At 62.1% G+C, this 20103-nt stretch carries 22 protein-coding genes and 1 tRNA gene; 5 read left to right on the top strand and 18 right to left on the bottom strand.

The window, feature by feature from the left end:
* Positions 1-55: 55 nt before the first annotated feature.
* Positions 56-132 (bottom strand) — tRNA-Pro (locus tag BHMPCIPO_RS07285).
* A gap of 308 nt (positions 133-440) precedes the next feature.
* On the opposite strand from BHMPCIPO_RS07285, the gene BHMPCIPO_RS07280 reads away from it, so the two are divergent.
* A complete protein-coding gene (locus BHMPCIPO_RS07280; RefSeq protein ID WP_173516138.1) occupies positions 441-605 on the top strand; it encodes a hypothetical protein in 165 nt (54 codons plus the stop codon).
* A gap of 311 nt (positions 606-916) precedes the next feature.
* On the opposite strand, the gene BHMPCIPO_RS07275 is transcribed toward BHMPCIPO_RS07280, so the two are convergent.
* The 6 genes from BHMPCIPO_RS07275 to BHMPCIPO_RS07250 form a co-directional block, all read right to left on the bottom strand.
* Positions 917-1453: a MerR family transcriptional regulator gene (locus BHMPCIPO_RS07275; RefSeq protein WP_057252555.1), complete on the bottom strand. Its 537-nt coding sequence runs from the start codon at positions 1451-1453 to the stop codon at positions 917-919.
* A 139-nt stretch (positions 1454-1592) separates the two neighbouring features.
* Positions 1593-1931 (bottom strand): integration host factor subunit alpha, encoded by a 339-nt coding sequence (locus BHMPCIPO_RS07270; RefSeq protein WP_113536913.1) that lies wholly within the window; start codon positions 1929-1931, stop codon positions 1593-1595.
* A 92-nt stretch (positions 1932-2023) separates the two neighbouring features.
* Positions 2024-2995: a beta-ketoacyl-ACP synthase III gene (locus BHMPCIPO_RS07265; protein WP_173516137.1), complete on the bottom strand. Its 972-nt coding sequence runs from the start codon at positions 2993-2995 to the stop codon at positions 2024-2026.
* Between the two features lie 4 nt (positions 2996-2999).
* Positions 3000-4058 (bottom strand): phosphate acyltransferase PlsX, encoded by a 1059-nt coding sequence (gene plsX, locus BHMPCIPO_RS07260; protein ID WP_173516136.1) that lies wholly within the window; start codon positions 4056-4058, stop codon positions 3000-3002.
* A 203-nt stretch (positions 4059-4261) separates the two neighbouring features.
* Positions 4262-4813, bottom strand: coding sequence for a YceD family protein (locus BHMPCIPO_RS07255; RefSeq protein WP_173516135.1), 552 nt, complete (start codon positions 4811-4813; stop codon positions 4262-4264).
* 102 nt (positions 4814-4915) lie between these two features.
* Entirely contained in the window at positions 4916-5455 is a 540-nt protein-coding gene (locus BHMPCIPO_RS07250) for a ubiquinol-cytochrome C chaperone family protein (RefSeq protein WP_173516134.1), read from the bottom strand.
* Between the two features lie 138 nt (positions 5456-5593).
* Between BHMPCIPO_RS07250 and BHMPCIPO_RS07245 the strand changes: the two genes are divergently transcribed.
* Positions 5594-6103 (top strand): outer membrane protein assembly factor BamE, encoded by a 510-nt coding sequence (locus BHMPCIPO_RS07245; RefSeq protein WP_173516133.1) that lies wholly within the window; start codon positions 5594-5596, stop codon positions 6101-6103.
* Between the two features lie 68 nt (positions 6104-6171).
* On the opposite strand, the gene BHMPCIPO_RS07240 is transcribed toward BHMPCIPO_RS07245, so the two are convergent.
* From BHMPCIPO_RS07240 to ribH, 4 genes are all read right to left on the bottom strand, one after another.
* Entirely contained in the window at positions 6172-8307 is a 2136-nt protein-coding gene (locus BHMPCIPO_RS07240) for a sodium-translocating pyrophosphatase (RefSeq protein WP_173516132.1), read from the bottom strand.
* A gap of 195 nt (positions 8308-8502) precedes the next feature.
* Positions 8503-9732, bottom strand: coding sequence for an MFS transporter (locus BHMPCIPO_RS07235; protein ID WP_376741625.1), 1230 nt, complete (start codon positions 9730-9732; stop codon positions 8503-8505).
* Between the two features lie 6 nt (positions 9733-9738).
* On the bottom strand, positions 9739-10221 hold the full coding sequence (gene nusB / locus BHMPCIPO_RS07230) for a transcription antitermination factor NusB (RefSeq protein ID WP_173516131.1): 483 nt from the start codon (positions 10219-10221) through the stop codon (positions 9739-9741).
* On the bottom strand, positions 10218-10679 hold the full coding sequence (ribH, locus tag BHMPCIPO_RS07225) for a 6,7-dimethyl-8-ribityllumazine synthase (RefSeq protein ID WP_173516130.1): 462 nt from the start codon (positions 10677-10679) through the stop codon (positions 10218-10220). Before ribH ends, nusB begins: the two co-directional genes overlap by 4 nt.
* A 370-nt stretch (positions 10680-11049) precedes the next feature.
* Here ribH and BHMPCIPO_RS07220 point away from each other — a divergent pair, with 370 nt between their 5' ends.
* Positions 11050-11550 carry a cupin domain-containing protein gene (locus BHMPCIPO_RS07220; protein ID WP_173516129.1) on the top strand — a complete coding sequence of 167 codons (501 nt, stop codon included), beginning with the start codon at positions 11050-11052 and terminating at the stop codon, positions 11548-11550.
* A 24-nt stretch (positions 11551-11574) separates the two neighbouring features.
* On the top strand, positions 11575-12120 hold the full coding sequence (locus tag BHMPCIPO_RS07215) for a GNAT family N-acetyltransferase (RefSeq protein ID WP_173516128.1): 546 nt from the start codon (positions 11575-11577) through the stop codon (positions 12118-12120).
* Between the two features lie 109 nt (positions 12121-12229).
* On the opposite strand, the gene BHMPCIPO_RS07210 is transcribed toward BHMPCIPO_RS07215, so the two are convergent.
* The 7 genes from BHMPCIPO_RS07210 to BHMPCIPO_RS07180 all read right to left on the bottom strand — a co-directional run bounded on the left by BHMPCIPO_RS07210 (position 12230) and on the right by BHMPCIPO_RS07180 (position 18834).
* Complete coding sequence (locus BHMPCIPO_RS07210) at positions 12230-12850, bottom strand: riboflavin synthase (protein WP_173516127.1); 621 nt, start codon at positions 12848-12850, stop codon at positions 12230-12232.
* Complete coding sequence (ribD, locus tag BHMPCIPO_RS07205; protein WP_173516126.1) at positions 12850-13953, bottom strand: bifunctional diaminohydroxyphosphoribosylaminopyrimidine deaminase/5-amino-6-(5-phosphoribosylamino)uracil reductase RibD; 1104 nt, start codon at positions 13951-13953, stop codon at positions 12850-12852. The genes BHMPCIPO_RS07210 and ribD overlap by 1 nt, the downstream gene beginning before the upstream one ends.
* 20 nt (positions 13954-13973) lie before the next feature.
* Positions 13974-14447 (bottom strand): transcriptional regulator NrdR, encoded by a 474-nt coding sequence (gene nrdR / locus BHMPCIPO_RS07200; protein WP_034803756.1) that lies wholly within the window; start codon positions 14445-14447, stop codon positions 13974-13976.
* Positions 14448-14457: 10 nt separating this feature from the next.
* Entirely contained in the window at positions 14458-15753 is a 1296-nt protein-coding gene (glyA, locus tag BHMPCIPO_RS07195) for a serine hydroxymethyltransferase (RefSeq protein WP_173516125.1), read from the bottom strand.
* Positions 15754-15936: 183 nt separating this feature from the next.
* A complete protein-coding gene (locus tag BHMPCIPO_RS07190) occupies positions 15937-17262 on the bottom strand; it encodes a L,D-transpeptidase family protein (protein ID WP_173516124.1) in 1326 nt (441 codons plus the stop codon).
* 494 nt (positions 17263-17756) lie between these two features.
* Positions 17757-18269, bottom strand: coding sequence for a transcriptional regulator LdtR (gene ldtR / locus BHMPCIPO_RS07185; RefSeq protein ID WP_065777474.1), 513 nt, complete (start codon positions 18267-18269; stop codon positions 17757-17759).
* Between the two features lie 130 nt (positions 18270-18399).
* Entirely contained in the window at positions 18400-18834 is a 435-nt protein-coding gene (locus BHMPCIPO_RS07180; protein WP_173518109.1) for a DUF6163 family protein, read from the bottom strand.
* A gap of 183 nt (positions 18835-19017) precedes the next feature.
* Here BHMPCIPO_RS07180 and hemB point away from each other — a divergent pair, with 183 nt between their 5' ends.
* Positions 19018-20034 (top strand): porphobilinogen synthase, encoded by a 1017-nt coding sequence (gene hemB, locus BHMPCIPO_RS07175; protein WP_173516123.1) that lies wholly within the window; start codon positions 19018-19020, stop codon positions 20032-20034.
* The last annotated feature ends 69 nt before the right edge of the window (positions 20035-20103 follow it).

The following is a 20103-nucleotide window of genomic DNA, read 5'->3' as shown; positions in this document are numbered from 1 at the left end:
GAATAATGGTGGAAAGCAGATCAATCGCTCTATGGGGGATCGAGGATTGAGAAAATGGTCGGAGCGGCGGGATTCGAACCCACGACCCCTTGACCCCCAGTCAAGTGCGCTACCGGGCTGCGCTACGCTCCGAACCGAGGAAACCCCTATATAACCAGCGCTTAGAGCGCAAGCGGGAATTTCGAACTCGGCATGAAAAAGAAATGTCCGGCGTGGAAAAGCGGGCCGGCCAAGGACCGATGAGAAAATCAGTCTGCCTTTCTCCACCATCGCCCCGAGATCGATGCGCGTGCGTCGCAATAGAACCTTCACCAAACCTGAAATCGCGTCGCTCGAAACGTTGTCCCTAACGCAACGTGAGCTTGCCATCACAACCGATTTGAGGGACAGTTTGGTACTGGCCCCTCGAGGCCTGGAGCCTCCCCTTCTAGGAGAAAACCATGCCTCTTAAATCTTTGATGGCCGTGACCGCACTCGTCGTCCTGACCCTGTCCGGATGCGCGACTTCCGGCTCGACCAACACAACCTACGCGCAGTGGACCGGCCCTTATCCCGAACCGGATGTTTCCGCAGCGAGCCCCGGTGGTTTCCGTATGTCCTACTAAAACGCGGCACCTGTAGGGTGAGCGACAAAACGCGGGCCCAGTAAGGCGTCTCTCAGTCGCTCACGTCAATGCATGAGTGGGTTGCCCCTTTGCCCAGCGCCGAGGCAATTGGATGCGGGGCGCCTACCAATCTCCCAAACCGACGATCGAACGAATGTTCGCCGATCGCTCCGGCTGGAATGTTCGGCTGGCAGCAACGCGCCCACAACCGCGCAAGCGCCACGCGCCTGCGTCACGGCTGAATTTCCTTAAGGCCATGAAAGCGTTACGCGTTGTCGACCAAGCGCGCCTCGCAGGCGTCGCGGACGGCCTCAGCGCACCTGGTCGAGCAGGCGCTTGCATTCCAGGAGATCGTAGAGCGCCTCCTGAAGCAGGGCGCGATCTTCCTTGCCGACAGACGACGATTTGCCGAGAGAGATCTCCGGCACGTCGTCGCTGCCGCCGCCGAACGAGAAGAAGCGGCGGCTCGCCGGTGCCTTGGCGCGGCCGACGATCTGATCCTCCTCCGAAACGCCGGCCTTGGGCGGCGCCGGCTCCTCGTTGCTCGATGCCGCAAGCGCCTCGACGGTCGCGAGATCACCGCTGGCAATGGCGGCAACGAACTTGTTGCCGTTGGTCTTCAAGAGCTTCTGGACGCCCTTGATGGTGTAGCCGTGGTCATAGAGGAGGTGCCGGATACCCTTCAGGAGATCGACATCCTCGGGTCGGTAATACCGTCGACCGCCGCCGCGCTTCATCGGCTTGATCTGCTGGAAACGGGTTTCCCAGAAGCGCAGAACATGCTGCGGCAGATCGAGATCGTCGGCGACCTCGCTGATGGTGCGGAAAGCGTCCGGGCTCTTTTCCATGTGGCTCCCAATCCATGTCACGCGACTCACGCTCGCAAGCAGCAATGAACCGACATCATACCGATGATGGCACGAATCAGGTCCATTTCAACGGCTTATGGATGGGTTTTCAACCACATTTGTGGCTGACGCCGTGACTTCACGCGACGGGAGATACCGGCTTCTGCTTGGCCCTGCGGCTAAGATGGGCCTTCAGCACCCGTTGCTTGAGCACGTTGGACGCCTTGAAGGTCATGACGCGCCGCGGCGAGATCGGCACTTCCTCGCCGGTCTTCGGGTTTCGCCCGATGCGCTCGTTCTTGTCGCGGACCTGAAAAGTCGCGAAAGAAGACAGCTTCACGCTCTCGCCACGCACGATTGCGTTGCATATTTCGTCAATGACGGTTTCCACCAGTTCGGCAGACTCTGTTCGTGACAGACCTACCTTGCGAAAAACCGACTCAGCCAAGTCCGCCCGTGTTACTGTTTTTCCGCTCATCTTCCCCCACCAACGTCTGGTACGCCGATCAGCGTCCGAAGACTATTGCCCTTACCTTTTGCGGTCAAGCGCCTGTTGCTTAAGCAATTTCTTTACCAGCGGAGGAGCACGGAGCCCCAGGTGAAGCCACCCCCCATGGCCTCGAGCAGGACGAGGTCACCCTTCTTGATCCGCCCGTCGCTTGCCGCCGCGTTCAAGGCCAGCGGAATGGAGGCAGCAGACGTGTTGCCATGCAGATCGACCGTCACCACAACCTTGTCGAGAGGGATGCCGAGCTTCTTGGCGGAGCCGTCGATAATGCGTCGGTTAGCTTGGTGCGGCACCAGCCAGTCCAGATCTTCCGCGGTCGTTCCGGTCGCCTCGAAAGCGGCCTCGATCACGTCGGTGATCATTCCGACCGCGTGCTTGAAGACTTCGCGGCCTTCCATCTTGAGATGGCCGACCGTGCCCGTGGTCGAGGGACCACCGTCAACATAAAGCTTGTCGCGATGAGCACCGTCGGAGCGGAGCTTCGCCGTCAGCACGCCACGGTCGGCGTTCGTACCCTCTCCCTCCTCAGCCTCCAGGATGATGGCACCGGCGCCGTCGCCGAAGAGCACGCAGGTCGTCCGGTCGGTCCAGTCGAGAATGCGCGAGAACGTCTCCGAGCCGATCACCAGAACGCGCTTGGCAAGCCCGCCGCGGATATAGGCGTCGGCCGTCGTCACTGCATAGACGAAACCGGAGCAGACGGCCTGCAAGTCGAAAGCCGCACCATGGCGCATGCCAAGGCGATCCTGGATGTTGACGGCCGTTGCCGGAAAGGTGTTGTCCGGTGTCGAGGTCGCCAGGATGATGACGTCGATATCATCAGGCGTGAGCCCGGCATTGGCGAGTGCCGCGCGGGCCGCGGCTTCGCCGAGAGACGCGGTGGTCTCGCCCTCGCCGGCGATGTAGCGCTGCCGGATGCCCGTGCGCTGTACAATCCACTCATCGGACGTATCGACTTTGGATTCCAGCTCCTGGTTGGTAACAACGCGCTTCGGCAAGGCTGCGCCGAAGCCGCGAACGACGGAACGGATCATCTATTCAAACCTCATCATTCATGCCGGCGGAAAGGGCCTGGGGCGGTTCCGCACCATGGTACTTCGCCAGATCGAGCTCGATCTTCGACTTCAGGCCATTCTTCACCATGTCGTAGCCGACATCGATGGCGGCTGCGAAACCCTCGGCATCCGCACCACCATGGCTCTTGATCACGACGCCATTGAGGCCAAGGAATACCCCGCCATTGACCTTCCTGGGATCCATCTTCTCGCGCAGGCGATCGAACGCGCCCTTCGCCAGGATGTAGCCGATCTTGGCAAGCAGGGTACGCGACATTGCAGCGCGCAGATATTCGGCAATCTGGCGCGCGGTGCCTTCGGCGGCCTTTAGCGCGATGTTGCCGGAAAAACCTTCGGTCACGACCACATCGACCGTTCCGCGGCCGATGTCATCACCCTCGACGAAGCCGTAGTAGTCAAAGCCATCGATATTGGCTTCACGGATCAGGCGGCCAGCTTCCTTGACCTCCTCCTGTCCCTTGATTTCCTCGACACCAACATTGAGAAGACCAACCGTCGGCCGTTCGATCTCGAAAAGCGCCCGTGCCATGGCGCCGCCCATCAGCGCGAAATCCATGAGTTGCTGCGCATCCGCACCGATCGTCGCCCCGACGTCCAGCACGATGCTTTCGCCCTTCAGCGTCGGCCAGATGGCGGCGATCGCCGGACGCTGGATCCCTTGCATCGTGCGCAGACAGAAGACCGACATCGCCATCAGCGCGCCGGTGTTGCCGGCCGAAACGACGACGTCCGCCTCGCCGGCGTTGATCGCGTCGATCGCCTTCCACATGCTCGATTTTCCGCGGCCGCGGCGAAGCGCCTGACTCGGCTTCTCGTCCATCGCGACGGCGAGCTCGCAGTCATGGAAGGTGCTGCTGGCCTTGAGCTTCGGATATTTTTCCAGGAGGTCCGCGCATTGCGCTTCGATGCCGAACAACACGAACTTGATGTCCGGATGACGCTCGAGCGCCCTTGCGGCGCCCGGGATGACGACTTCGGGACCATAGTCGCCACCCATCACGTCAAGTGAAATTCTGACCACGCGTGTCTTATCCTTCATTTCTGCCACACAACACGTGCCGTCGTGGCGCACTCACCGGGACGCAATGACGATACATATTGTTGCTTCTGACGCTTGAGCCAAGCACGCGGCAGATCGCTTCGCGGCTCTTTTGGCCGGTTTGGGGCCAAAATACTGCTTTTCCTTTGCGTGACAACCGAATTGTAGAGGAGGCTTTCAGAGCCTCAGTCCTTTTTCCAGTCCTTCAGAACCGCAAACGGGTTCGGTTTCTTGTCGTCCGCCTCCGTGCTCTCGATGCGCGCGCCGAAAGTGGCGCCAGGCTTGCGCGGATAGGGATCGATCGCGAGTGCCACCTGCTCGCTGACGACGACGCCGGCATCGATCGTGTCGCCGGTGAAGGTGTCGGGAATGTCGGGACCATCCGGATCGAGAATCATCTCGCCGCCGTCGTTGCTCGCCTGGCGGGCGAGCCGCGATCCCTCGGGTACTAGGATCACTTCGACCGGCTCATGGATATCGGCCTCGACGGGCTCGAGTGTCACCACGCAGCTTTGCACGATGCGGGCCGTCACATCGCCCTTGATCTTGATGCCATCCTTCTTCCAGCGTGCAATCTGCAGTTCTGCGCCGAGCGACAGTACATCATTGACGCCCCAGAGTTTCGCGAGAGCAGCACGCTCGCGCTCGTTTGCGGAAAGCTTAACGCTGACAGCGTTCGCCGAGATGTGTCCCACCCTCACCGGATAGGAGAAGGCCGGCTGGCCATCGTCTTTCATGATCGGATCCTTCCTCGCCAGGGCGATCGATGCCGCCCGTTCGCGAATGCAGCCGTCGCCCGTCTTCCGGTTCGCGACGCTGTTATCTCTTTATAACCGCTATTAAGCTCCAGCAGACGGAATCTGCAACTGACCGGTCTCGACAACCTCTTCGCCAACGTCGGCGAGTTTCGCCTCCACGGTCAGCAGGTAGGCTGCAAGCGCCTCCATCGCGGGCGCGGCATCGCCCCCTTCCGGGTGGAAGTTGCGCTTCAAGGCCGCCGCCAAGGCCGCCCCATCCTTTGCCTCCAACGCGGCCGCATAGGATTCGAGGCGACCATAATACATGCCGGCCAGCCTCTTCATCTTCTTCGGAACGCCGGCATCGCCCACGCCAAGCTCGCGGATCGAATGGTCGACGTCCTCGAAGAAAGCGTCGATGATCTCCTGGGCGATTTCCTGCCCGGGCCTTGCGGAGGCGCGTGTGCGGCGGAAGTAAAGGATCAGCATCGCCGACAGCATCTCGAAACGCCCCATGACCGTGTCCGGCACATCGAGGTCGGTATAGAGATAGGGTTGGCGCGCGGCCGACGTCAGCAGCGCATACTGCCGTTCGACAATTACCGTGTTGCCGCTTTTTCTTTTGAACAGTCCAAAAATCATCACAAAGCTCGGGCTTGGCTTTCTCGAAATGCGCGCAAGCGCCCATCCCGTTGTTGCATGACAGCCGAAGCTGGTTTACCGAAGCAGGCACGAATTGCAATGGCGGATCTGCCATCGTTTCTCCAAGGGGAGCTGTCGTTGACGAAGCGGTATTTGAGAAAAAACTTTAAAACCCTCGGCCGCGTGGCCGCCGTAGCTACCATCGCCGGTCTCACCCTTTCAGCCTGCCAGTCCGCCAATGTCGGTGAAGTCCTTCATCAGGGTTACGTGGTTGACCAAGAAACGCTAAATCTCGTTCCGGTTGGCTCCAGCCGCGAACAAGTGCTGCTGTCGCTCGGCACGCCCTCCACGACCGCGACCTTCGACAACGAAGTGTTCTACTACATTTCCCAGACCCGCAAGCGTCCCGTCGCCTTCATGAAGCCTCAGTTGATCGACCAGTCGATCCTTGCCGTCTACTTCGACAAGGAAGGCACTGTCAGCCAGCTCGCCCATTATACGCTGAAGGACGGCAAGGTCTTCGATATGCTGTCGCGCACGACGCCGACCGGCGGCAAGGAAACGAGCTTCCTCGGCCAGCTCTTGAGCGGACCGGGCGCCGGACAAGCTGCCGCAAAGAGCCTGTTCAAGGACTTCGGCAGCAAGTAGTTCACCATCACAAAGCAAAAGGCCCGCGGAACCAAGTTTCGCGGGCCTTTTTCGTTTCAGTGGTTCGATCAGGCGAGGACCGCCAACAGCAGCAGCGCCACGATGTTGGTGATCTTGATCGCCGGGTTCACCGCCGGACCGGCCGTATCCTTGTAGGGGTCGCCCACCGTGTCGCCGGTGACGGATGCCTTGTGCGCATCCGATCCCTTCAGATGACGGTCGCCGTTCTTGTCGACGAAACCATCCTCGAAGCTCTTCTTGGCATTGTCCCACGCGCCGCCGCCCGAGGTCATCGAGATCGCCACGAAGAGGCCATTGACGATGACACCGAGAAGCGATGCGCCAAGCGCTGCAAAGGCCGAGGCCTTCGAGCCCGACAGAAGCAGCACGCCAAAATAGACGACGACAGGTGCAAGCACCGGCAGCAGCGAGGGGACGACCATCTCGCGGATCGCCGCCTTCGTCAGAAGGTCGACGGCGCGGCCATAGTCCGGCCGTTCCTTGCCTTCCATGATCCCGGGCTTTTCGCGGAACTGCCGACGAACCTCCTCAACGATGGACCCGGCCGCCCGGCCGACGGCCGTCATCGCGATACCGCCGAAGAGATACGGGATCAGACCGCCGAAGATCAATCCGGCAACGACGTAGGGGTTGGAGAGATCGAAGGAGATCTGCCCAACATCGGCGAAGTACGGGTACTTGTCGCCATTGGCGGCGAAGTAGCTGAGGTCGTTCGAATAGGCCGCGAACAGCACCAGCGCGCCGAGACCGGCCGAACCGATCGCGTAGCCCTTGGTGACGGCCTTGGTGGTGTTGCCGACGGCATCGAGCGCGTCCGTCGACTTACGCACTTCCGGCGGCAGATGTGACATTTCCGCGATGCCGCCGGCGTTGTCGGTTACCGGTCCGAAGGCATCAAGCGCCACGATCATGCCGGCGAGGCCGAGCATGGCGGTGACGGCAATGCCCGTGCCGAAGAGACCGGCGAGCTGATAGGTGGCAATGATGCCGCCGACGATGACGATCGCCGGCAGAGCCGTCGATTCCAGCGAAACGGCGAGGCCCTGGATCACGTTGGTGCCATGCCCGGTCACAGAGGCCTGGGCGATCGAGTTCACCGGCCGCTTGTTGGTGCCGGTATAGTATTCGGTGATGACAACGATCAGGGCCGTCACGACCAGGCCGAGGATACCGCAGAAGAACAGGTTCCAGCCGGTGACGTCCTTGCCAGCGACGGTGCCGATCGAGCCCCATCCGATCGTAAACGACGTGGCGGCGCCGAGACCGAAGATCGACAATGCGCCGGTAACGATCAGGCCCTTGTAGAGCGCACCCATGATCGAGTTGTTGGCACCGAGCTTCACGAAGAAAGTGCCGACGATCGATGTGATGATGCAGGCCGCGCAGATCGCCAGCGGGTAGACCATGACGGTCGCAAGCATCGGCGTGCCGGCAAAGAAGATCGCCGCGAGCACCATGGTTGCGACGACCGAGACGGCATAGGTCTCGAAGAGGTCGGCCGCCATGCCGGCGCAATCGCCGACATTGTCGCCGACATTGTCGGCAATCGTCGCCGGATTGCGCGGATCATCCTCGGGGATGCCGGCTTCCACCTTGCCGACGAGGTCGCCGCCGACGTCGGCACCCTTGGTGAAGATGCCTCCGCCGAGACGGGCGAAGATGGAGATCAGCGAAGCACCGAAGCCGAGCGCGACCAGCGCGTCGATGGCTTCGCGCGAGGCGGGTTCATGCCCGAGACCGGCGGTGAGGACGGCGTAGTAGACGGAGACGCCGAGAAGCGCCAGGCCCGCTACGAGAAGGCCGGTAATCGCGCCGGACTTGAAAGCGATGTCGAGGCCGGAGGCGAGGCTGACGGAAGCCGCCTGGGCAGTGCGGACGTTCGCCCGAACCGAAACATGCATGCCGATGAAGCCTGCAGCGCCCGAAAGGATCGCACCAATCAGGAAACCGAACGCGGCGGCGGCGGAAAGAAGAACCCAAGCGGCGATGAATACGACGACGCCGACGATGGCAATGGTCTTGTACTGACGCGTGAGATAGGCCTGCGCCCCTTCACGAATGTAGCCTGCGATTTCTTGCATGCGGGCGTTCCCCTGGTCGGCGGCCAGCACCGACTGTGTTGCCCAGATGGCATAAGCCACCGCGAGCAACCCGCATGCGATAACGCCCAACAAAATGGTCATTTCGCATTACCCTCCGTTACAACCCGCAGACTCACTCCCGGCCACGGGCCCCTCAAAACCGCGAATCACGCGCCACCTCCTCAAGCAGCGCCCGCCACGGCGCGGCCAGAGTGCGGTTGCAACGGGAGATCGTCAAGCCCCGGAAAACGCCAGTGACAAGGCGCTCCGGCGACTTCGAATGTCGGGGGAAAGGAATTAGGCGGCGGCGTTCCGGGGAGCGCGCTTCAACAGCAACAGAAGCACGAGGCAGACGATGGTAACCGGCCAGACGACCGCGTTCAGCATGTCCCATCCATAGGCGGACAGGACCTTGCCCGAGGCAAAGGACGACAGCGCCACCGTGGTGAACAGGATGATGTCGTGGAAGGCCTGGACCTTGTCGGCCTCCTGCGGGCGGTAGCTGCTCGCAACGATCGCAGTCGAGCCGATAAAGCCGAAGTTCCAGCCAAGGCCGAGCAGCACCAGGGCGCCCCAGAAGTTCCAGAGCTCGATGCCCATATGTGCGACCGTGGCGCAGGCCATCAACAACAACAGCCCGCAGCCGACGATACGCTCGGCTCCGAAGCGGCTGACCAGCAAGCCGGTGAAGAAGCTCGGGGCGAACATCGCCAGCACGTGCCACTGGATGCCGAGCGTCGCAAGCTCGGTCGAAAAGCCGCAGCCCACGACCATCTCGACCGGCGCACCGGTCATCATGAAGGTCATCAACGCGTAGCTGGAGATGCCGCAGACCATGCCGGTGGCGAAGCGCTGGCTACGCACGATCGCGCCGAGAGGACGCACGGCCTGGTCGTGGTGATCTCTCACCATCGTGCTCGGTTCGGGCAGCCGCAGCGGCGCGAAGAAGAATGCCGCAAGCAGACTGATCGGCAGCAGCACGACGAAAGCGCCGGCAAAGGCAACGGGCGCGAACAGGTCACCGGCAAAGATGACGATCTGCGGGCCGAGCACGGCAGAAACGATGCCGCCGCCAAGGATCAGCGAGATCGCCTTAGGCTTGTAGAACGACGGAGAAGCATCGGCGGCAGCAAAACGCAGCTTCTGGGTGAAGCCATTCGACGAGCCGAGCATGGCGAGCGCGAAGGCAAAGAGCCAGAAGCTTTCACGGAAGAGCGCGATTGCGGCGAGCGCCGCACCTGCGGCGGCAATGCCGGTCCCGGTCATGAACGCAAAACGGCGGCCGATCAGGCGCGAGAGCATCGCGACCAGCACGACGCCGAGCGCCATGCCGACGTTAAAGGCGGTGAGCGGCGCGGTGGCGAGAGACTTGTCATCCGCCAGCAACCGATAGCCGGCAACACCGCCGATGGAGAAGCAGATCGGTCCGACGACACCGAGAATGGCCTGGGCGGCGGTCAGATGGAAAACGTTGCGGCGCGCTTCGCGAAGGGTGGCCCCCATGTCATCCGCAGCAACAGCAACCATAACTCTTTACTTCCGGAACTCGCTGCGAACCTGCTTGGCGATGCGGTCGAGAACGGCGTTGACCAACTTCGGCTCGTCATCCTCGAAGAAGGCCTTGGCGATCTCGACATACTCGGTAACGATCACCGGAACGGGCACGTCCTTGCGCTCCAGCATCTCGAAGGTGCCAGCGCGCAGGATGGCGCGCACGGTAGAGTCGAGCCGCGACAGCGCCCAGTCGTCCTGAAGCGCCGAACCGATCAACGGGTCAAGCTTGCGCTGGTCACGCACGACGCCGGAGACGATCGAGCGGAACCAGGACGCGTCCGCCTTCAGATAGGTATCGCCGTCGACGTCCTGGCCGAGGCGATGGGCTTCGTACTCGGCAACCACTTCGAGCACGCCGGTACCGCCAATGTCCATCTGATAGAGCGCCTGCACGGCGGCAAGGCGCGCTGCACCGCGCTGGTTGACCTGCTTCAGCGGCTGATCCGAGGGTGTCTTCGTCACTTTTCCGTGCCCAGTTTCTTCTTCAATTCAATCATGGTGAGCGCCGCACGCGCGGCGAAGCCACCTTTGTCACCTTCCGACCGGCGGGCACGTGCCCAAGCCTGGTCGTCATTCTCGACCGTCAGGATACCATTGCCAATAGCGAGGCTTTCGCTCACGGCGAGATCCATGATGGCCCGCGAAGATTCGTTCGCGACGATATCGAAATGATAGGTCTCGCCGCGAATGACCATGCCGAGTGCGACGAAGCCGTCATATTCCGTACCGCCCTCGTCGGCACCGTCAAGCGCCATGGCGATCGCCGCCGGGATTTCGAGCGCGCCCGGAACCGTCACGATATCATAGGTGGCCCCGGCTGCGTCCAGCGCGTGCTTGGCGCCGTCGAGCAATGCATCGGCCATATCGTCATAGAAGCGCGCTTCCACAATCAGGATGTGGGCTGCCGTGGTCTCTGCCATGGATCACCTGTCTTTGAGAGTTCGTCGCCGGATGCGACCGACTGAGGCGGCGGTCAAACCATGCTCCGCGTCGATTGGCAAGCAAATTCCGCCGCGGACGGCCTTTTGCCGCGCCGAACGGGGCCAGAATAGTAGCCTCGAAGGACGTTGGCGGAGCGCTCAAGGCGGCAACATGGCAAACGCGCGGTCCAATGTGATCCGCATGCGCTCCGCGGCAGCTACCGTCATAGGATTGCAATACGGAGACATAATCAACGTGACGTTTATCAGATTTCAACGCTTCTCGGTTGACGATCCCGCGATCGCGCGACACGGATAGGGAAGGACCGTCGATGCTTCTTGCGAAATGCACGGCGCCAGGGAGGAAGACATGACGGAAACGCGAAAACCGATCGTCAACCCGAAGAGCCTCGACCTCGACCACTGGACGAAGGGCAGCTTTTTCGAATCCCGCGACGCCTCCTTCGGCGCGCTGCTCGGCCTGAAGGATCTCGGCATCGGCTACGGCGAGGTGCCGCCAGGCAAATCCGGCTGCCCCTTCCACAATCATCACGTCGAGGAAGAGCTGTTCATCATCCTCGAAGGCGAAGGCACCTATCGTTTCGGTAGCGAACGCCATTCGGTCGGCCCGGGCGATATCCTGGGCGCGCCGGCGGGCGGGCCGGAAACGGCGCATCACCTGATCAACACCGGCACGGTGCCGCTCAAATACCTGTCGATCTCCACCATGGCGGCAACCGAGATTTGCGAATATCCCGATTCCGGCAAGTTTCTCGCCAAGACGCGCGGTCCCGACGGCGGACGGCGCTTCCGCTTCATCGGCCGCGCGGAAAGCACCGTCGACTATTGGGACGGCGAGCCCGGCGCCTGAGTTCACCACAGCATAGGATCGAACATGCATAGCGTCCCTATCATCGAGACAGATCGCCTTATCCTGCGCCCCTATCGCCGTGACGATTTCCCTTCCTACGTCGCCCTGTTCGGCGATCCCGAGGTGATCCGCTATGTCGGTGGGGTACCGTTCACGCGCGAACAATCCTGGACCCGTTTCCTGCGCCAGGTCGGCATGTGGCACTATTTCGGCTTCGGCTTCTTCGCCATTCAGGATCGGCAAACAGGGACGTTTCTTGGCGAGGCCGGGTTTCACGACGTGCACCGCGCGATCACGCCGTCACTCGAGGGAACGATGGAAACCGGATGGGCGCTGTCGCCCAAGGCGCATGGCCGGGGACTGGCGACGGAAGCCGTCAGTGCCGCACTCAAATGGGCCGATCAGCAATTTCCGACACTCCGGAAAACCTGCATCATCGACATCGGCAATCACGCCTCGATCCGTGTCGCGGAAAAGCACGGCTTCCAGGAGTTCTGGCGAACGACCTATCACGGCAATCACGTGATCATGTTCGAGCGGCAGCAGGCGCGTGCGCACGCTGGAACATGAACAATTTTTAGTTGTTTTCTCGCCCTTGGGCGCCATCAAACGGCCAGGTTCCAGACGCGGACCTGGATCAACTTAGCGACGCCGAAGCTATAGTTTCTTCAAACTTCGCTCATGCCGGCTTGGGGGCCGGGAACTCGGCCAGGCGCGCCGCATATCGCGCCATGGTGTCGACCTCGAAGTTCACGAAATCACCGGCCTTGCGCTCGCCCCAGGTGGTGACCTCCAGCGAATGACGGATAAGCAGCACGTCGAATTCGGCGCCATCGACCTTGTTGACCGTCAGCGACGTTCCGTCGAGCGCGACGGAGCCCTTCGGAGCCACGAATCTTGCCAGATGCTCGGGTGCCCGCAGACGAAAGCGCACCGCGTCGCCCTCCGGTTCCACCGACAGGATTTCCGCCTTGTCGTCGACATGGCCGGAGACCAGGTGGCCGCCGAGCTCGTCGCCGATCTTCAGCGACCGCTCGAGGTTGATCCGCGTGCCCTTCGTCCAGCCTGCAATCGTCGTCAGCCGCAACGCCTCTTCCCAGGCCTCGACCTCGAACCAGCGCTCGTTGCTGCCGGCTTCAGGCAGGGCGGTCACCGTCAGGCACACGCCGGAATGGGCAATCGAGGCGCCCATGTCGATGGTCTTCGGATCATAGCTCGTGGCAACACGCAGCTTGATGCCTTCCTTGAGCGGGGTGACGGCATCGACAGTGCCGATATCGGTAACAATGCCTGTGAACATCAGTTCTCTCTTTCGTATTCCTCGAACAGATCGTCGCCATACCGTGCCTCGGCGACGCACCGGAAGCCTTTCGGCACGGATCTACGGTCAAATGGGGATGCAATGCCGTTTTCGCCAATCGTCCCGGGGCCGGTGTAAAGCTGGATACGGTCGACGAGATCCGCATCGAGAAAGGCGCGCGCCGCGACGGCTCCGCCTTCCACCATCAGGGAGGAGAGGCCGCGGGAAGCGAGTGCTGCCAGCAGGTCGGCAATCGAACCGGCTTCGAGCACCTCGACGCCGGCCGCCTCCAGGGCCGCCTTGCGTGCGGCCCGTCCGTCGCCGGCATCCGTGTCGCCGGATCCATCACTGGAGACCACGATCACCGGGACATCCCGCGCCGTTCGCACCAGTTTCGAAGCAAGCGGGAGGTCGAGCCGGCGGTCGAGGACGATGCGCAGCGGCGAGCGATTTTCGAGCCCTGGCAGCCGTACGGTCAATTCGGGGTCGTCAGCCGTCGCCGTGCCGATCCCGACCAGGATCGCATCCGTCTCGGCCCTCAGCATCTGCACCTGCCCGCGGGAGATAGGACCGGTGATGCGAACCTGCCCCTCCCCTTTGCGGCCGATCATGCCGTTGGCCGAAACGGCAAGCTTGAGAGTCACATAGGGGCGGCGGCTCACCTGGCGCATGAGATAGGCTTCGAGCGCCCGCTGCCCCTCTTCCGCGAGAACTCCGATATCGACGGTGATGCCGGCATCGCGCAGGCGCACGACGCCGCGTCCGGCGACGCGCTCGTCCGGATCGAGGATCGAGATCACCACGCGGGCAACGCCGGATGCGACGAGCGCGTCCGCGCAAGGCGGCGTCTTGCCGTGGTGCGAGCAGGGCTCCAGCGTGACATAGGCAGTCGCTCCCCTTGCCCGCTCGCCGGCTTCGGCAAGCGCCTGGGTTTCGGCATGCGGACGGCCGCTTCGCGCCGTCACGGCGCGGCCGAGGATGACGCCGTCCTTGACGATCAGGCAGGCCACGGAAGGATTGGTGGATGTCTGTCCGAGATGATGGCGGGCCAGCCTCAGCGCCGCAGCCATGAACCTCTCGTCTTCACGGTTGGTCGCTGCCATGGCTCTATCCAGCCTGTGTTCTACTCGCCGGGATCGCGCGCGATCTTGGCGCTGATCTCGGTGATGACCTTCTCGAAATCCTCGGCATGCGAGAAATCGCGATAGACCGAAGCGTAGCGCACGAAGGCAACGTCATCGAGGCTCTTGAGGGCCTCGAGCACCTGCAAACCGATTTCTTCGGAGGGAATCTCCGTCTCGCCGGAGCTTTCGAGTCGCCGCACGATGCCGGAGACCGCCCGCTCGATGCGGTCGCGGTCGACCGGGCGCTTCCTCAGCGCGATTTCGAAGGACCGCAGGAGCTTGTCCCGGTCGAAAGGCACCTTCCGACCGGTCTTCTTGATGATCATCAGCTCACGCAACTGCACCCGCTCGAAGGTCGTGAAGCGACCTCCGCAATCCGGACAAATCCGGCGACGGCGAATGGCGTTCCCGTCTTCTGCCGGACGGGAATCCTTCACCTGGCTGTCTTCAGAACCGCAGTAGGGGCAGCGCATGGGCGACCGATCACATGTAGCCGTACATCGGGAAACGGTCGGTCAGCTTGACGACCTTGTCGCGAACGCCCGCTTCAACGGCGGCATTGCCTTCGTCGGAGTTGGCGACCTTCAGGCCATCGAGGACCTCGACGATCAGTTCGCCGATTTCCTTGAACTCGGCTTCCTTGAAGCCGCGAGTCGTACCCGCCGGCGTGCCGAGACGGACGCCCGAGGTGACGAACGGCTTCTCGGGATCGAACGGGATGCCGTTCTTGTTGCAGGTGATGAAGGCGCGGCCGAGCGCGGCTTCTGCACGCTTACCGGTCGCATTCTTCTTGCGCAGGTCGACGAGCATCAGGTGGTTGTCGGTGCCGCCGGAGACGATGTCGAGGCCATTGGCCTTGAGCGTTTCGGCGAGCGTGCGGGCGTTCTTGACGATCTGGGCTGCATAGTCCTTGAACGAGGGCTGCAGAGCTTCGCCGAGCGCAACCGCCTTGGCGGCGATGACGTGCATCAGCGGGCCACCCTGGAGGCCCGGGAAGACGGCCGAGTTGATCTTCTTGGCGATGTCTTCGTCGTTGGTCAGAACCATGCCGCCGCGCGGGCCGCGCAGCGACTTGTGCGTGGTCGTGGTGGCGACGTGGCAATGCGGGAACGGCGACGGGTGCTGGCCACCGGCAACGAGACCGGCGATGTGCGCCATGTCGACCATCAGCCAGGCGCCGATTTCGTCGGCAATCTCACGGAAGCGCTTCCAGTCCCAGACACGCGAATAGGCCGTGCCGCCGGCGATGATCAGCTTCGGCTTGTGCTTGCGTGCCTTCTCGGCGACGTCGTCCATGTCGAGCAGGTGATCGTCTTCACGCACGCCGTAGGAGACGACGTTGAACCACTTGCCGGACATGTTGACCGGCGAACCGTGCGTCAGGTGACCGCCCGAGTTGAGGTCGAGGCCCATGAAGGTATCGCCTGGCTGCAGGAGCGCCAGGAAGACGGCCTGGTTCATCTGCGAACCGGAGTTCGGCTGAACGTTGGCGAAGTTGACGCCGAAGAGCTTCTTGGCGCGCTCGATCGCCAGTTCCTCGGCGATATCGACGAACTGGCAGCCGCCGTAATAGCGCTTGCCCGGATAGCCCTCGGCATATTTGTTGGTCATGATCGAGCCCTGGGCTTCGAGCACGGCGCGGGAAACGATGTTCTCCGAGGCGATCAGTTCGATCTCGTGGCGCTGACGACCCAGCTCCTTCTCGATCGCACCGAAGATATCCGGATCGCTGTCGGCCAGAGAGCGGGTGAAGAAGGCGTCATTGGTCTGTTCAGGCATCGGCGCGAGGCTCCTCTCAAGGGTGGCAGTTCTTTAGCTTCCTCGCACGGCGAGAGCAATATCTGCTGTGCGGTTTGCGTCATTTCCCCCATCTGCCGCGCCGAAATACCGCGGGGCTCCGCCCACGAAAAAGCCGCGCTCCCAGGGGAAGCGCGGCTTTTCGATCTCGTGTCGCAAATTTGCTTATTGCGGCAGCGCGTCGTCGTCGACCGAACCGGCGGACTGTTCGACGCCATAGGGCGTCTGAAGCGCCAGTTCGGTGGCGCCGTCGCGCTGATAGATATCGTCGCGGAACTGCACCACTCCGTCCTTGGCGGACCAGGCCGTGATGTAGGTGAAGAAAACGGGAACTTCCTCGGCGAGCGTGATCGGCGTGTTGACGCCGGTCTTGATGGTCGCCTCGATCTGCTGGCGCGACCAGCCAGGGGTTTCCTTGAGCAGCCAGGTCGAGAGGTCGCGCACGTTCTGGACGCGCACGCAACCGGACGATTCGAAGCGCATGAGCTTGTTGAACAGGCCCTGCTGCGGGGTGTCGTGCATGTAGACCTGATGCTCGTTGTGGAAGTTAATCTTCGTCGACGACATCGCGTTGATCTTGCCCGGGTCCTGACGGAACATCAGGTTCGGCGCCTTCTCGGCGTTCCAGTCGACAGTTTCCGGCGACACTTCGTTGCCGGCGCCGTCGAACAGGCGGATGGAGTTGCGCTCGAGATAGGTCGGATCCTTGCGCATCAGCGGCATGATATCCTTCTGGATGATCGAGCGCGGCGCGGTCCAATAGGGATTGAGGATGACCTCGTAGATCTTCGAATTGAGGATCGGCGACTGGCGATCGATCTTGCCGACGATCGCCGTATGGCGCAGCGCCACGCGGCCGTTCTCCACCGCTTCGATGTAGGCGGCCGGAATGTTGACCATCACGTAGCGGCGGCCGAGATCGCCCGACATCGACTGCAGGCGCACCAGGTTGGTCTGGAGCTGGCCGAGGCGGGTGTTGGCGTCGACGTTGATCGCCTTCAGCGTGTACTCGCCGATGACGCCATCCGGCGGCAGGCCGTGGCGCGCCTGGAAGCGCTTGACCGCGCCTTCTACGTAGGAATCGAAGGACGAGGAAACACCGGCCGACTGCGGCAGGTCACCGGAAACCATCAGACGCTGGCGAAGCTGCTGCACCGACGGATCGGTGACGCCGAGTTCGAGCTTGACGCTGGTCTGGACCGTCGGCCAACCGCCTTGCGAAACGATGTTCTGGTAGTCGAAGATCGCCTGCTGCACGTGGGCGATCGTTTCCGGGCCGAAGACCGGCGTGTTCGAGACGACTGCCGTCGCGGTGCGCGATGCCTTCGCGTCATACTGGTCATCCCAGGAACCGCGGCGCGGCGAATTGATGATCTCGTTCAGGGCATCCTGTGCGCTTGCCGCACCGGCGACCGCCACAGCACCGAAGGTTGCCGCCGAGCGCAGAAAGGCGCGGCGCGAGAATGCATCAATTCCATTCTTTTTCGACATATTCCTACCATCCCAATGCGTTGGCACGCGCCCTATGCGCTGGCACGCATGTTGCCGGAGCCCTAACACGATCGTGGTTAACAAAGGTCAACCAACGAGCCACCCTGCCCTCACAAGTTTTCACGATACCGCGAGTGAGAACCCTCATCCGGCAGGCGAAACGCGAAATGAATCCACGCTCGAGAAACCACGTGGCCGCACCTACCGCATGTCGTCGTCGCTGTCACAGCAATATGGCCAATTCGTGTCTCGGCGAGGCTGAACGACGACGTGGCACGCCATTTGCTTTTCACCGCAAAGGACAGGCCCGCAGGCAGGCTGCAGACAGCAACATTTTGATATTCTAATATTTTCCACTTGGAAAACCGGCCAAACGCGGGATTGGCGTGCCGAAGGGGTGCGGCCTTTGGGCAACAGAGCGCGCCGCCGACAAATGGCAAAGGTCGGACACGCAGGGATTGCGCCCGACCCTTGAACTGGAGGTTTTGCCTGGATCAGAGACGGTACATGATCGAGTCGTTCCAGAAGCGATCAAGGCGCTGCAGCAGCTTGTTCATCTGGGTGAACTCGTCCGAACCGATACCGCCGACCTTCTGGATCGAGCCGATGTGGCGCTCATAAAGCTTGGCGACGGTTTCGGCGATGTCCTGGCCGTCTTCCGTCAGGCTGATGCGAACCGAGCGGCGATCGACACGAGAGCGCTGGTGGTTGATCAGGCCGAGATCGACCAGCTTCTTGACGTTGTAGGAGACGTTCGAGCCGAGGTAGTAGCCGCGGGAGCGAAGTTCGCCGGCGGTGAGTTCCGAATTGCCGATATTGAAGAGCAACAGGGCCTGAACGGCGTTGACGTCGCTACGACCTTCGCGGTCGAACTCGTCCTTGATGACGTCGAGCAGACGGCGATGCAGGCGCTCGACGAGGTGAAGGGATTCCATGTAGAGACCACGGATGGTTTCTTCCTGAGGGTCTCGGGGCTGAGCCGCCTGCGGCTTCATCTTGGTGTTCATTTGACTGCCTCACTGTTTTGTTTGGCGGTGTCTGCTTGTCTTCCCGCCTTGAGTGAGACCCTATCGAATACGTCTAAAATTCTACTTAAACCGCAGCCTTAACAAGAGCTTGCCATTTGACGAGCCTGTCTCAGGGTGAATCAACCCTTACCTGCCTGGCCTGCCGCCAGCGCTGATAGAGGAGCGCCGCCCGGAAAAGAACGAAGGTCACGGCAACCGCCGCATGCAGCACGAGCAGCAGCGGACGGGCGCCGAGGGCCGGATAGAACTCGTACATGGCGATCTCGATCGCCGCGGCGACCACCCAGACGACAGGCCCCCAGGAGACGAGCAGCCAGAGGCCGAGCGCCGCAACGGGATAGACGACGGCGAGCGCCGTGGCAGCCGCACGCCATTCGGGCGACAAGAGATCGAAGCGACCGGCGCCGCCATGGGAAAAGCCGATCAGCATGGCCCAGTAGTTGAGTGCGAACCAGATGCACGAGGCAGCGACCAGACGCAGGAAGACACCGAAGAGGATCTCGGTCAGCGATGGTTTCGGCACATGGGCAGAATCATGAAGCATGACCGGCAAGATAGGGCGGCTCTTCCTCATCCGCCAGCGGGATCGCTGCGTGCCCTCCCCTGCCGTTGTCATTTGAAGAGAAGAAATGCCGCAGCCTGTTCGCCGGACGCGCGGTTCCCAATTGCCGCCGCCCCATGATAAAGCGCTTGACTAACGACGATTTTACCGGAAAGGCGCGGCGCGATGAACGACAGGACAAATCTTGTGGACAGGATCACCGGCCACCGCCGCATGCGCCGCAACCGCAAGGCCGACTGGACGCGGCGGCTGGTGCAGGAAAACCGCCTGACCGTCGACGATCTGATCTGGCCGATCTTCATCGTGCCGGGCAGCGACATCGTCCAGCCGATCGACGCCATGCCCGGCGTCAACCGCATGAGCATCGACAAGGCGGTGGAAGCCGTCAAGGAGGCGGCCGACCTCGGCATTCCGGCGATCGCCACCTTCCCCAACATCGACATGCGGTTGCGCGACGAGACCGGCTCCAACAGCCTGGCCGCCGACAACCTGATCAATGAAGCGACGCGCGCGTTCAAGAAGGCGGTGCCCGAGATCGGCGTCATCACCGACGTCGCGCTCGATCCCTTCACCAGCCATGGCCACGACGGCATCCTGCGCAACGGCGAGATCGTCAACGATGAAACCGTCGAGATGATCTCCAGGGCGGCGGTCGCCCAGGCGGATGCCGGTTCCGACATCATCGCCCCCTCCGACATGATGGATGGCCGGATCGGCGCGATCCGCCAGGCGCTTGACGCCGCCGGACACCAGAATGTCGGCATCATGTCCTATGCGACGAAGTTCGCCTCCGGCTTCTACGGTCCCTATCGCGAAGCGATCGGCACCGGGGGCCTGCTCAAGGGCGACAAGAAGACCTATTACATCGATCCGGCCAACGGCACCGAAGCCATCCGCGACGCCGCCCTCGACGTCGAGGAAGGCGCCGACATGCTGATGGTGAAGCCGGGTCTCCCCTATCTCGACATCTGCTGGCGGATGAAGGAGGCCTTCGGCCTGCCGGTCTTCGCCTACCAGGTGTCCGGCGAATACTCGCAGATAAAAGCCGCCGCCGCCAACGGCTGGATCGACGGCGAGAAGGTAATGCTGGAGACACTGCTCGCCTTCAAGCGCGCCGGCTGCGACGGCATCCTCAGCTATTTCGCCGTCGAAGTCGCTCGCATCCTCGCCAAGGGCCGCTAGATCCAGGGTTCCGGGGCCCGACGTTCTGCGGCGCCGCGCGTCTTTTCAGACGTGCGGGGTCGCCGCAGC

This window comes from Ensifer sesbaniae (assembly GCF_013283665.1).
Taxonomy (GTDB): Bacteria; Pseudomonadota; Alphaproteobacteria; order Rhizobiales; family Rhizobiaceae; genus Ensifer; species Ensifer sesbaniae.
The sequence above is the reverse complement of the archived record's forward strand: the minus strand, read 5'-3'. Positions and strand labels throughout refer to the sequence as shown.